Below are 13,266 nucleotides of genomic sequence, written 5' to 3' on the forward strand. Positions count from 1 at the left end.
AAGCGGGAACATGGATCAGCTGGCACTCATTATCGGATTGCTGCTTGCGACGGTGCTGGCCGTGGGCTTGGGGGACAGGCTTCGGCTTCCCTATCCGGTGCTGATGCTGCTCTTGGCTGTTGCGCTCACTTTCATTCCGGGCTTTCCTGAGTTTGAGATTTCGCCGGAGTTGATCCTGCCAATCTTCCTCCCACCGTTGCTCTTTGCCACTGCGCAGAAGAGTTCCTGGGCCGTTTTCCGCGTCCGGTGGCGGACTCTGCTCCTCATGGCTGTCGCGTTGGTGGTGGTTTCCACCGCGGTGGTGGCTGGTGCTGCGTGGCTCATGATTCCTGGCATCGGGATTCCGGCAGCTATTGCCTTGGGAGCCATGGTTGCGCCGCCGGATCCCGTCGCAGTCGAGTCCGTGGCTGGCCGCGTTCACATGCCGAGGCGGCTCATTACCGTTCTGCAGAGCGAGGGCCTTTTCAATGACGCCGCCGCCATTGTGATCTTCCAGGCAGCGGTTGCCGCCACGGTCTCCGGTAGCGAGGTGGGGCCTAACCTCATATGGCAGTTCGTGGTGGGTGCGGCGTTGGCAGTGGTCATCGGCATCGCAATGGGCTGGCTGACCAAGTTCATCACCAAGCTGGTGACGTCCATGGTGGCACGCAGTGCGGTCACGCTTGTGGTTCCGTTCGCTGCCTACATCCTGGCGGAAGAGCTCCACGCTTCAGGTGTGGTCGCCGTCGTCGTGACCGCCCTGGAACTGCAACGCCACGCACGGCCGCAGGACGCTGCTGAGCGCATCACCCGGACAGCCTTCTGGGATGTGGTGGAGCTGCTGGCGACCGGACTGGCCTTCGGCCTGGTGGGCTTGGAGATCCGTCACGTCATCCGTGACGAGGGGACGGCGATTTTCGGGATGATCGGCGTTGCTGTGGTGATTTGTATCTTGGTGTTCGTAGTTCGCTACCTATGGCTCGGGCTGCTTGCGCTAACCGCCCACCAGCGGCGGAATCTCCTGCAGCCAACCTCGCCCAAGGAAGTACTCATCCTGACATGGTGCGGAATGCGTGGGCTGGCCACACTGGCTCTCGCTTTGGCCCTCCCAGTGACCTTGCCTGATGGCAGTGACTTCCCCGCACGGCACGAAATCCTGGTCATCGCCTGCGCCGTGCTCCTGGCCACTTTGGTACTGCCCGGCCTGACACTTCCGTGGCTGATGCGGGTCCTCAAAGCCACGGAGGACGGTTCCCATGAAAAGGACGCGGCACGTGTTCTGGCTAAACGTGCGCAGTCGGCGGCGGTTTCGGCGCTGAAGGACCACGAGCTCATGAAGGAACTCCCAGCGGACAAAGTGGCACTGGTCAAGGAAAAGATGCGCCGGCTCCACGCAGAGCTGCTGGATGGGACGTTGCGCAACGAATCGGCGGCGGAGAAACGCAAGCGAGGGCGTGAGCTTGCCATTGCCGTGCAGACGATCGCGCTGGATGCCGCCCGCCAGGAAGTGGTGGAGGCGCGCAACGAGCCTGGGACTGATCCGGAAGTGGCAGATCGTGTTCTGAGGCAGCTGGACCTGCGCACCATGTCAATGCCGGAATAGCGCGTAGCCCCGGGTTCCAGCCGGCGCTGAACAAGATCAGGAAGCGTCCGCGCGCTTCGGCAATGACGAGGGGGAGAGGTCCAGCGCGTGTTCCTCGACGTAGTCCAGGGCGTGGCGGATCGCGCCGAGGGACACAATGCCGTCGCCCAGAGTGGAGGTTGCCAGGCGCGGGGGAGTGAACGTGAAGTCCGGCAGCTGCTTCTCAATGGCTGGGATCAAGGCGTGGGCAGAGGCTGCCACGGCTCCGGCAATAACTAGCAGCTCAGGGTTGACCAAGGTACTGATCGAGCCGATGACCCGCGCCATGCGGTGCGCCACGCGGTCCAGGGCGTGACGGGCGGCGTGGTCGCCTTCCGCGGCTGCCTTGAAAACCATCTCCGCTGTGAGCGCTGCAGGATCATCCTCGCAAAGTTCCCGCAGCTTGGTGGTCTCGCTGCCAGAAAGGGCTTCCCGCCCCCACAACACAGCGTAGTGGGCGATGCCGTAGGTGTCGCCCACGCCGTCCACCGTATCCAGATATCCGAGTTCCCCAAAGCCACCAAGCTGCCCGTGGAGCAAACGGCCGGATTCCAGGATGCCGGAACCCAGACGGTCGCCGGCGAGCATGACCACGAGGTTGTCGACTCCCTGCGCGGTGCCTTGCCACCGTTCCGCGAGGGTTGCGAGGTTGGCGTCATTTTCCAGGAGTACCTGCCAGCCATGCCGCTCTGAAACAATCTGGCGGACATCGAAGGATTTCCAGAATTCCTGGACGGTGAGGACCTCGCCGTCGCGGCTTACGGGCGCAGCCACTCCCACAGACACAGCAAGAACCGAGTCTGCAGATACGCCGGCCTTTTTCAGGACATCGGCGGCGATCCGGTCCAGCACATCCGCGCGCTCATTGGCAGGCACGATGTATGTACGGAAGGGCATCGTGACTTGCGACAGAGGTGTTCCCGCCATGTCAGCCACTATGGCCGTGATCTTGTTGGCGCCGATGTCGATCCCAAGCACGCTGGCCGCGCTGTCGTCGAAGATAAAGCGGCGCGCCGGCCTGCCCTTGATGTAGTCTCCGGCCCCTCGCTGGTTTTCCAGCTCCTGGAGCCAGCCGAGCCGGACGAGTTCGTCGCAGATGGAAATGACGGTGGCGCGGGAGAGTCCGGTAGAAGCCATGAGTTCGGTGCCTGTTACGACGCCGGCACCCCGCATGGCCTTGAGCATCGCGCCGGCATTGACCCTACGAACCAGCTGTGTTGACGGCGCAGTCCCGATCAGCATGCGATGCTCCCAGTTTCCAGCCGCCTACCAGAGTGATAGGGCGGTCTCTCTAAATTTAGTACATAAATTTAGATGGCGACGCATTTCCTCAAAAGCTTGACCGTGTGGCGCTCCTCACTAAATACTAGCGATAGGTCATAAATTTACCTCCTATCTAAAGTCGGAGGTTGAACGCGACCACCTCCCCCAAGGCATAGCGGCCACTGGGGGTCCGCAAGACGAAAGGACTATGGAGTCTGTGAAAGCTACGCGCAAGAAACGCATGGCAGCGATGGGCCTGGGTCTGGCTCTGCTCGCCGGCCTTCTCTCGGGCTGTACCGGGGAGCCGGGCAAAGAGACCATCCGCTTCACCTTCAGCAAGCGGGAGGCCATCGGCTTCATGACCAAGCTGGTTGCCGACTACAACGCTTCCCAGAACAAAACCGAGGTAGTACTGGACACCTCGGGTGTCGACGTCGTGTCCGCCAGCTTTGTCCGTGGCAATCCACCGGACATCGCGCTTGCAAACTACAACATGGAGACGTCCCGCTTTGTCCAGCGCGGAGCGTTGAGCGACTTGTCCGGTACGCAAGCCGCCTCCCGCGTCCGCGAGGACCTCCAACCGCTGATGGATCAGTACGGCTCGTATCCGGACCGGACCAGTGCCCTGCCGTACTCGGTCATGGCGTCCTCGGTGATCTACAACAAGGAGATCTTCGCTGCGCACAACATCGCCGTGCCGAAGACGTGGAGCGAGATGGTCGCGGCGTGTGAAGCGCTGAAAGCCGCTGGGGTAACGCCGTTCTATGCCACGTGGAAGGACGACTGGACGATCGCTCAAGGGTGGTTTGACTACTCCGTAGGTGGGCAGGTGGACACCATTGACTTCTTCAAGAAGCTGGCTGCCGAAGGCACGGAGGTGGGGCCGGCGTCCTCGGTGTCATTTCAAAAAGACTTCAACCAGCCGGTCGAGAAGATGCTGACGCTCGCAAAGAGCTACGTCAACAAGGATGCTGCAAGCCGGGCCTATGGCGACGGTAATCTTGCTTTCTCGCAGGGCAAGGCGGCCATGTATCTGCAGGGCCCGTGGGCATTCAGCGAGATCGCCAAGACCGCCCCGGACCTCAAGCTCGGAACCTTTCCCCTCCCGATGACCGAAGATCCCAAGGATCTGCGCGTTCGCGTCAATGTGGACCTCGCGGCCTGGATTCCCGAGGCGTCCAAGCACAAGGATGCTGCACGTAACTTCCTCGAGTACCTGTACAGGCCAGAGGTGATCGATGCCTACAACAAATCACAGTTGGGCTTCACGCCCACCAAGGATTCTGCAAACGTCCCGGACCCCCGGATTGAGGGAATGGTGGAGTACTACGAGAAATCGCAGGTTTACCAAGGCCCCTCGGTTCTCGTTCCGCGGACCATCCCGATCATGAACTACACGCAGGCAATCGTGTTTGGCGCGTCCCCTGCATCCACCCTCCGCACACTCGACGCAGATTGGGCGCGCCTGGCCTTCCGCCAGTAGTGCAGAACATAGGAAGTCAGAAATATGTCCAGCCTCAGCACCTCAACCACGTCCAAACAGGGCAGCCTTAGCATGGGCCGCCAAAGCCAGAGTCGCCTTCCGCAGCGCAGCAGGCGGCGTGTGGAACCGATCTTCTACTTTTTCCTCGTGCCCAGCCTCATCCTGTTCACACTCGCCATCACGATTCCGGGCATCATCGGTATCTTCTTCAGCTTCACGAACTCCATCGGAATAGGTGATTGGGATTTCATCGGCCTGACAAACTACATTGCTATCTTCAGTGATCCCGCTATCCTGCAGAGCTATCTGTTCACCTTCGGGTTCTCCATCGTTACTGTGATCGCCGTCAACGTGATCGCCTTTCTCCTGGCCGTCGGGCTCACCTCACGCATCCGGATGAAGTCGGCGTTGCGGACCATCTTCGTTATCCCGATGGTGGTTTCCGGCATCATCATCGCCTACGTTTTCAACTTCCTGTTTTCGAACTCCCTGCCTGCGGCGGGTGCTGCGGCAGGGATCCCGTGGCTGGAGAGCAGCCTGCTGGCCAACCCCGACCTCGCATGGATTGCGATTGTCCTTGTCACAGCCTGGCAGGCCGTACCCGGGGCGCTGCTCATCTACATTGCGGGCCTTGTGGCTGTGCCCGGGGACGTCTATGAGGCCGCGGAAATCGACGGCGCAAGCAAATTCCAGCAGCTGCTGAAGATCACCCTTCCGTTGGTGGCCGGTTACGTGGTCATCAACATCATTCTCGGGTTCAAAGGCTTCCTCAATGCCTACGACATCATCGTCGGGCTGACGAACGGCGGCCCGGGGACCTCCACCCGAAGCATCGCGATGACTGTCATCGCGGGCTTCAATGGCGGCGACTACGCCTACCAGATGGCCAATGCAACCATCTTCTTCGTGGTCGCCATCCTTATCTCACTCCTGCAGCTCTCGCTGACTCGCGGACGGAATGCACTCTGATGACCACAGAAACCACCCTCGCAATCGGGGGCTCCTCCCACGTTGAACCCGGCGCCGCTCCAAGCAGCCGACGGCGGTCGGCTCCGGCCCTCGAGCGGGTCAACTGGCCGGCAACCACGGTCCTCGTCCTGTGCGCGGTAACCGTGCTGCTTCCCCTCTATGTCACGGTGTCCATGGCCTTCAAGACCCAGGGGCAGGCAGTGGACGGCAATGCCTTCTCATTTCCCGCACCCTTCAGCCTCGACGGTTTCGTCCAGGCCTGGACCCTGACGAACTTTCCCGTGGGTGCCGCGATGTCATTGCTGGTGACCGCAGGGACTGTCCTTGCCACCATCGTCCTTTCTGCATTCGCCTCCTACGCGATTGTGCGCAATTGGAAACGCCGGTTGTTCAGGTACTCGTTCTTCTACCTTCTTGGGGCGATGTTCATTCCGTTCCCCGTGGTTGCACTGCCGCAGATCCAGCTCACCGGTCGTCTTGGGCTGGACAACCCGCTCGGCGTCATCCTCCTGGCCACTATGTTCCAACTGAGCTTCAGCGTGCTGCTCTTCACTGCATTCCTGCGTTCCATCCCCATGGAATTGGAAGAGAGTGCCCGGATCGATGGCGCTACAACATGGCAGACATTCTGGAAGCTGATTTTCCCGCTGTTGGCGCCGATGAGCGCAACCGTGGGGATCTTCGCCTTCCTTTATGCGTGGAATGACTTCATGATGCCGTCGCTGATCATTTCCGATCCTGCATTGCAGACCCTGCCTGTGCGGCAAAACCTGTTCCAGACGCAGTTCAGCAACAACTACCACGTGTCTTTCGCCTCCTACCTGATGGCGATGGCGCCCGCGATCGTCGCGTACCTCTTCACGCAGAGGTGGGTCATGGCGGGCGTGACACAAGGTGCCGTTAAGGGCTAGTGGATGTTGACCTTCCGAGCCCAGCGTTTCATACTGGTCCGGGACATAAATTTAGATTCTAAATCAAAGGAGTTTCGTGAGCACTTCCGCCACTCAGGCACACCGTACCGACGAAGAGCGAATGGCTGATCCGAACTGGTGGCGCCAGGCAGCTGTGTACCAGATCTACCCGCGCAGCTTCGCCGACTCCAACGGTGACGGCATCGGTGACCTCAAGGGCATCACTGCCAAGGTTCCGTACCTGAAGGAACTGGGGATCGACGCCGTTTGGCTGAGCCCGTTCTACCCGTCGGCGCTCGCGGACGGTGGCTACGACGTCGACGATTACCGCAACGTGGACCCCAAGCTGGGGACGCTTGAAGACTTCGATGAGATGGCAGCGGCACTGCATGCCGCAGGCATCAAGCTGGTGGCCGACATCGTGCCCAACCACTCTTCGGACCGCCACGAGTGGTTCAAGGAGGCGCTGGCATCGCCGAAGGGTTCTGCTGCGCGGGAACGCTACATCTTCCGGGACGGCCGGGGCGAAAATGGCGAGTTGCCGCCGTCGGACTGGGACTCTGTCTTCGGTGGACCCATCTGGGAGCGCATCACTGAACCTGACGGCACTCCCGGCCAGTGGTACATGCACATCTTTGCCAAGGAGCAACCGGACTTCAATTGGGACAACCCTGAGGTGCGCGAGGACTTCCTGAAGACCCTGCGCTTCTGGTCCGACCGCGGCGTGGACGGCTTCCGCATCGACGTCGCCCACGGCATGGCCAAGGATCTCTCCGAGCCGCTGCCGATGAAGGCAGACCTTGAGGCCCGGGCTCATGGCACCGATGGTTTCGTGGACGGATCGCACCCGTTCTGGGACCGCGACGAAGTCCACGAGGTCTACGCCGAGTGGCGCAAGCTCTTCAACGAGTATAACCCGCCGCGCACCGCCGTCGCCGAAGCCTGGGTCCATGAATCCCGCCGCGCCCGCTATGCCAGCCCCGAGGGACTGGGCCAGGCCTTCAACTTCGACCTCCTGCAGGCCGACTTCGAGGCGCCTTCCTTCCGGAAGATCATCACGGAAAACCTGATCGCCGCCAAGGAAACAGGGGCGTCCTCCACCTGGGTATTCTCCAACCACGACGTCGTTCGGCACGCCACGCGCTACGGGCTGCCGAAGGGTGGTTCAGTTGCGCAGGGAACCAACGCCGCCCAGGATGTCTCGGCCAGCAAGCCAAAGGGCCAAGACGGTAAAGGCTGGCTGCTGGCTGGCGCTCCGGCGCAAGAGCTCGACGTCGAACTCGGCTTGCGCCGTGCCCGCGCCGCCACGTTGCTGCTCCTCGCCCTGCCCGGCTCCGCCTACCTTTACCAAGGCGAAGAGCTTGGCCTGCAGGAAGTAGCTGAGATCCCGGACTGCGAGCGCCAGGACCCGTCCTTCTACCGCAACCCAGGGGTGGAGATCGGCCGCGATGGCTGCCGCGTCCCGCTGCCGTGGACCCCGGAAGGACCCTCCTTTGGCTTCGGAGAAGGCAAGGCACACTTGCCGCAGCCGGAATGGTTCGCAAAGTACGCGGTGTCCGAGGAGGAAGGACGTGAAGGCTCAACGCTGGAGCTTTACCGCAAAGCGCTGCGCTTGCGCCGGGAACTTCAGACCGACGAGGAACTCGAATGGGTTGAGACCGGAAACCAGGACGTCCTGCACTTCAGCCGTCCGGGTGGTTGGGAAACGGTAACCAACTTCGGAAGTGAGCCCTTCGCACTTCCGGCGGGTACCGTCGTCGTGAGCAGCGGACCGCTGGAAGACGGGCTGCTCCCGGCCGACACCACCGCCTGGGTAGTCCGCGACGCGTAAGCGCCACCATCCCTTAAACCCATCTGAGTCGCAGTTGTGCTTAACTGCGACTCAGATGGGTTACAACAGCAACACATATGCGCCCCTACGAAACGGTGGCGATGGTCACCGGGGCCACCACTGAGTAGGTGCTGGAATCACCCTGGATGGACTGACTTGCCTTGCCGTCGATGCTGACAGGAATGTCGCCGGCAATGGTGACGCGATTGAGCTTGCGCGGCTGCCCGTCGTAGTTGTCCGGGGCGTAGTGCTGGGTGATCCGGTTGTCGAACAAGACAACCTGGTTGGGCTCCCAATTCACGCGGACCACGTTCTCCGGGCGGGTCACATAAGCCTGCAGCAGCCGGATGATGTCCCGGGATTCGGTGTTGGACAGGCCCACGATCCGAAGCCGCTGCGCGAAGCCCCCAATGAACAATCCGCGCTCGCCGGTCAACGGGTGGACTCGCACCACGGGGTGGGCGGTTTCGAACTTCAGGCGGGTGAATTCCTTGCGTCGCTCTTCCGCGTTGGAATGCTCAAGGTTTTTGGGCACTGAGTAGTCGTAATCGTTGGTGTGGATGGCCCACAGGGTATCCGCGAAGTTGCGCAGTTCCTCCGGCAGGTCCTGGTAGGCGCCAGCGGAGGAAGCGATGAGCGTCTCCCCGCCGTAGGCAGGCAGGTCGATGCTCCGCAACGTGGAGGCCTGCGGCGGATTGACCACGAACGTCACGTCCGTGTGCCAGTTGTTCGCGGAGCCATTCTCGCTGTCCACCGGCAAGACGTTTTCTTCACCTTCCACGGACGCAACCGTGGGATGTGCCTTGGTGAGCGGACCGAAATGGCTGGCGAACTTCACCTGGGCTTCGTCGGTGAGGATATTGGCCTCCCGGAACACCAGGGCCTTGTGCTCGTTGAGCGCACCCCGGATCTGAGCGACCGTGTCCTCGCTGAGGTCTCCACTGATGTCGAGTCCGCGGATTTCCGCGCCGATGCGGGAGCCTAGTTTGGCGAATTCAAGCTTGGTTTCGGTAATGACGGTCATTGTTTTTTCCTTACTTTGTGATGGTTTGTGGCAGATGCCACGGGGATGGTTTTCAGGGGGCGTCCGCGCCCACTGCCGTCCGCCAGCGGGAGAAGTGACGTTCCAGGGCGACCAGCAGGAAGTTCACGCCAAGGCCCAGCAGCGAGACCGTGAGGATGCCCGCATACATGTCAGGGATCAGGAAGCTGCTCTGCGCGTTCACGATCAAGTAGCCAAGGCCGGCCTTGGCGCCGACCATTTCGGCGGCGATCAGCACCAGGATGGACGCGGTGCCGGCCATCCGGATACCGGTAAAGATCGTGGGCACGGCCGATGGCAGGATGACCTTCTGGAAGAGCCGGAAACTGTTCAGTCCCAGCGAGCGCGCAGCCCGGATGAGCAGCGGATCCACGGTTTTCACTCCCGCGATCGTGTTCAGAAGCACTGGGAAGAAAGCCGCATAAGCCACGATGCTGATTTTGGATTCCTCGCCGATGCCCAGCAGCAGCGTGAACACGGGCAGCAGGGCCAGTGCGGCCGTGTTGCGGAAGAGCTCCAGCAAGGGGTTGAGGACTGCGTTGAGCCGTCCGTACCAAGCGATCAAGAGTCCCAGCAACACGCCTGCAACGAGCGCCGCGCCGAAACCGGTGACGGACCTGGTGAGGCTGGCCGCGATGTGGCCTTGGATGGTGCCTGCTTCAAAGAGCTTGCCCCATGCCAGCAGCACTTCGTGCAACGGTGGCAGGAAGACCCTGGTGGACGGGCTGGCCAGATACGTCGGCCCGAGTTCCCACAGTGCCAGGAAGGCCAGGATGCCTGCAGACTTCCACACGCCTGAACCGGCTGCTGCCGTAACCCTGCGCACGGTGGTGAGGACCGGCGTCGAACGTTGCGCCGTGTCTTCCCGGGCAGCGGCGTCCTGGCCGTTTGCGGCATCAGTACCGGAAGGCCCGACGGCGTTACCCGGCTCGCTCGTGACGCTTGCCTTGCGCGCTGCCGCCGCGGATTCTGTCTGCGTCAATGTGGTGCTCATCAGGCCGCAGTCCTTTCATTGGTGACGGTTCCCTCTTTAGTGACGGTTGACGGTTCATCAGGTGCGCTGCCGTCCGGGAGGATCTTCCTGTGCCCGGCGTCCTGTGCGCGGCGGACCTCATCGTGGAGGAGCGTCCATACCTCATGCCGGTGCTCGACGAAGGCCGGGTGGGAGCGGATGTCGTCCTCGCCGTCGCGATCGGGGATGTTGATGTCCACAATTTCCTTCAGCCGGCCCGGCCGCGCGCTCAGCACAGCTACGCGCTCGCCGAGGTAAACGGCCTCGTCAATGCCGTGCGTGATGAACACGATCGTCTTGCCGGTGGCCTTCCAGATGCGCAGCAGTTCGTCCTGCAACTGTTCGCGGGTTTGGGCGTCCAATGCCGCGAAAGGCTCGTCCATCAGAAGGACGTCGGGCTCGTAAGCCAGGCTCCGGGCAATGGCAACACGTTGCTTCATGCCGCCGGAGAGCTCATGAGGATAGCGGTCCTCGAACCCAGCCAGCCCGACCAATGCCAGATACTCCTTGGCCTTGGCTGCCCGTTCCCGGCGGTTCAATTTCCTGCCGTCCGGCCCTGCTCCTTCCAGGCCGATGGACACGTTGGCCGATGCTGTCCGCCAAGGGAACAGGGCGTACTGCTGGAACACCACAGCGCGGTCCTTGCCGGGACCCGTCACAGGTTTGCCGTCAACGAGCACCTCCCCGGACGTGGGCGTCGAGAGACCCGCGAGCAAGTCCAGCAGCGTGGTCTTACCGGAGCCGCTGGGCCCTACCAAGGTGAGGAACTCGCCGTCGCGCACGTCCAGGCTCAGCGAATCTATGGCTGTGAGCGTCGTGGCAGCAGTGGACTTGGTAGCCCGGACGGTGAATTGTTTGGTGACATTGCGGAGGCTGATTTTGGCTGTCATGGCTATCCTTTCTTGGCGCCGGCGAGATCGTTGAATTCATTGGTGTAATACTTGGACGGCGTGAGCTTGTCCTTCACGATCCCGGCAGAGTTCAGCCACGCCTCCCAGCGGGTGAAGTCCTCGTCCTTGATCACACCGCTGTCCGGAACACCAGGGCTCTTCCAGAACTTCAGGTTGGCTGTGCTCTCATTGCGTCCGCGGTTTTCGATGATCTTGGTGAAGCGGGCAATGACTTCGTCGCGGGGTGTTTCTGCTGCCCATTTGATGGCTTTGGCGACACCTGTGGTGAAAGTGCGGGTGGTGTTCGGGTTCTTTTCGATGAAGTCGTTCCGGAGCACGACCTGGCCGCCCGCAAAGTTGCCGAACAACTGCACATCACTGAACAGCGAACGCAGTCCGCCAGCCTCAATGGCCCTGTCCTGCAGCACTCCGCCAAGGGTGCCGGCGTCCACTTGGCCGCGGCGGATGGCTTCCTCGGTATCGTTCGGAGCCAAGGGGACGAGCTGGACCTGCTTGATCTCGTCCTGGCTGAGACCGTTCTGCGTCAGGTACGTATTGATGACCGCTTCGTGGTGTGCGCCCAGGGTGTTGACCGCGATCTTCTTGCCGATCAGGTCGCGGGGTCCCTTGATGGAGCTGTCCGCCTTCACGTAGTAGCCGTTGAAGGTCTTCTGGTCCGAGCCGTAGTAGTTGACCACGGCCTTCACGGGGGCGCCCGCTTCGATCAGCTTCACCACCGCTCCGGAGAATGCGCCGCCGAAGTCCGTCTGGTTGGTCGCCGCGGACTGGATGTCCTGGGGCCCGCTGGTGGTGTTGCCCACCCAGTTCAGCTTCAGGTCGCCCAGATAGCCGAGGTCTGCAGCAAGCTCGGGGAAGGTCACATTGTTGGCGGAGCCTTGGTAGCGGAGTTCCTTGACCTCGTTGCCGGGTTGGTTCGCTTGTCCGGCTTCGGCTGCACCGCCGCAGCCGGACACCGTCAGCGCTAGTACGACGGCGGCCGCGACGCTCAGCAGGGGCAGGTGCAGTTTCATGGGAGCTACTTTCGAGTGAGTGTGGTTCGGTTGGGGGAGCCGTACGTTCAGCGGCTTGGGAACGATGTAAGCCCATCTGCACCGCCGGTGGAAAGCTCCGCGGTCATGGTGGGAAACGGCGGGAAACGGCGGGAAACGGCGGGAAATGCTGTGAAACAGCGGGCAACCGGGCGCAACGCGAAGCCATGAAATGCAACCGACGGACACAAAGTCGCAGCATTGAGCTGCATGAAGAAGCGAATGGCGCGTGCCGCCGTCGGACGGTCATACTGGGCGCGGGCACAGTCATAAGGGCTTTAGTTCGTATTGATCCTCACAACCGGGCGGATTTCTTCGCCCTGCGGGCCGCTTGCCGGATACGGTAGATACATGACGTCTAGCATCGCCGCCGAATCCATTCGGCCTACCCGCAATATTCCCGCCGATATCGCCCGCTCATGGCTCCTTGTGAACGCCATGAAGACGGAACTCTTCGACGAATCCGCGGTCTCACGGGCAGACGCCATCATCCTGGACATTGAAGACGCCGTTGATCCCTCCCAGAAGGATGCTGCCCGCGAGAATGTCGTGAACTGGCTGAGGTCCGGCGGTCAGGCCTGGGTTCGCATCAACGACGCCACCAGTCCCTTCTGGGCCGATGACCTCGCTGGCCTTCGCGGCACCCCGGGCCTGCTCGGCGTGATGCTCGCCAAGACCGAGTCCGCGGACCAGGTCACCGAGTCCTACCACCGCATGGACGGCAAGACACCCGTGATCGCACTGGTTGAGTCGGCCCTCGGCATCGAGGAAGCCAACCACATTGCCCGCGCCCAGGGTGCCTTCCGCCTGGCCTTCGGCTCCGGCGATTTCCGCCGCGACACCGGCATGGCCGCTACCCCCGAGGCCATGGCCTACCCGCGTGCCAAGCTCGTCGTTGCCAGCCGCGTGGGCAACCTGCCGGGCCCCATTGATGGGCCCACAGTCGGCACGAACCACCCCATTCTGCGCGAGCAGACCGGCATCACCGTCACCATGGGCATGACCGGCAAGCTGTGCCTGGCCATCGACCAGACCACCGTGATCAACGAGGTCATCAGCCCCACCCCGTCGGACGTTGCCTGGGCAACCGACTTCATGAGCGACTTCGAAGCCAATGGTCGGGTTATCCGCGATGGTTCCGACCTTCCGCGTCTTGGCCGTGCCGAGAAGATCATGAAGCTCGCAGTTGCCTTCGGGGTTCAGCCCTCCCTGTAGC

The 13,266-nt window shown here is 61.9% G+C and carries 11 protein-coding genes; 6 read left to right on the forward strand and 5 right to left on the reverse strand.

Features of this window, described 5'->3' with window-relative positions:
• Positions 1-10: 10 nt before the first annotated feature.
• Positions 11-1,582, forward strand: a complete 1,572-nt coding sequence (locus AB4Z15_RS20595; RefSeq protein ID WP_442018742.1) for a Na+/H+ antiporter — start codon at positions 11-13, stop codon at positions 1,580-1,582.
• 36 nt (positions 1,583-1,618) lie between these two features.
• Here the strand turns inward: AB4Z15_RS20595 and AB4Z15_RS20600 are convergent, their stop codons facing one another.
• Positions 1,619-2,842: an ROK family protein gene (locus tag AB4Z15_RS20600; RefSeq protein WP_442018743.1), complete on the reverse strand. Its 1,224-nt coding sequence runs from the start codon at positions 2,840-2,842 to the stop codon at positions 1,619-1,621.
• 229 nt (positions 2,843-3,071) lie between these two features.
• On the opposite strand from AB4Z15_RS20600, the gene AB4Z15_RS20605 reads away from it, so the two are divergent.
• From AB4Z15_RS20605 to AB4Z15_RS20620, 4 genes are all read left to right on the forward strand, one after another.
• Complete coding sequence (locus AB4Z15_RS20605) at positions 3,072-4,346, forward strand: extracellular solute-binding protein (protein ID WP_442018744.1); 1,275 nt, start codon at positions 3,072-3,074, stop codon at positions 4,344-4,346.
• Between the two features lie 24 nt (positions 4,347-4,370).
• Positions 4,371-5,315, forward strand: coding sequence for a carbohydrate ABC transporter permease (locus tag AB4Z15_RS20610; RefSeq protein ID WP_442018745.1), 945 nt, complete (start codon positions 4,371-4,373; stop codon positions 5,313-5,315).
• Positions 5,315-6,226, forward strand: coding sequence for a carbohydrate ABC transporter permease (locus tag AB4Z15_RS20615; RefSeq protein ID WP_442018746.1), 912 nt, complete (start codon positions 5,315-5,317; stop codon positions 6,224-6,226). Before AB4Z15_RS20610 ends, AB4Z15_RS20615 begins: the two co-directional genes overlap by 1 nt.
• 76 nt (positions 6,227-6,302) lie before the next feature.
• Positions 6,303-8,057: a glycoside hydrolase family 13 protein gene (locus tag AB4Z15_RS20620; RefSeq protein WP_442018747.1), complete on the forward strand. Its 1,755-nt coding sequence runs from the start codon at positions 6,303-6,305 to the stop codon at positions 8,055-8,057.
• Positions 8,058-8,142: 85 nt separating this feature from the next.
• On the opposite strand, the gene AB4Z15_RS20625 is transcribed toward AB4Z15_RS20620, so the two are convergent.
• Genes AB4Z15_RS20625 through AB4Z15_RS20640 form a run of 4 tightly spaced genes read right to left on the reverse strand, consistent with a single transcriptional unit; the run spans position 8,143 to position 12,032 of the window.
• The gene (locus AB4Z15_RS20625; protein ID WP_442018748.1) at positions 8,143-9,081 is read right to left on the reverse strand and encodes a TauD/TfdA dioxygenase family protein; all 939 of its coding nucleotides are present in this window, start codon (positions 9,079-9,081) and stop codon (positions 8,143-8,145) included.
• A 52-nt stretch (positions 9,082-9,133) separates the two neighbouring features.
• Positions 9,134-10,093 (reverse strand): ABC transporter permease, encoded by a 960-nt coding sequence (locus AB4Z15_RS20630; protein ID WP_442018749.1) that lies wholly within the window; start codon positions 10,091-10,093, stop codon positions 9,134-9,136.
• A complete protein-coding gene (locus AB4Z15_RS20635) occupies positions 10,093-11,001 on the reverse strand; it encodes an ABC transporter ATP-binding protein (RefSeq protein WP_442018750.1) in 909 nt (302 codons plus the stop codon). Before AB4Z15_RS20635 ends, AB4Z15_RS20630 begins: the two co-directional genes overlap by 1 nt.
• A 2-nt stretch (positions 11,002-11,003) precedes the next feature.
• Complete coding sequence (locus AB4Z15_RS20640; protein WP_442018751.1) at positions 11,004-12,032, reverse strand: ABC transporter substrate-binding protein; 1,029 nt, start codon at positions 12,030-12,032, stop codon at positions 11,004-11,006.
• 369 nt (positions 12,033-12,401) lie between these two features.
• Between AB4Z15_RS20640 and AB4Z15_RS20645 the strand changes: the two genes are divergently transcribed.
• Positions 12,402-13,265 carry an HpcH/HpaI aldolase/citrate lyase family protein gene (locus tag AB4Z15_RS20645; RefSeq protein WP_442004024.1) on the forward strand — a complete coding sequence of 288 codons (864 nt, stop codon included), beginning with the start codon at positions 12,402-12,404 and terminating at the stop codon, positions 13,263-13,265.
• Position 13,266 lies beyond the last annotated feature (1 nt).

It is taken from the genome of Paenarthrobacter sp. 2TAF44 (genome assembly GCF_052114885.1).
GTDB lineage: Bacteria > Actinomycetota > Actinomycetes > Actinomycetales > Micrococcaceae > Arthrobacter.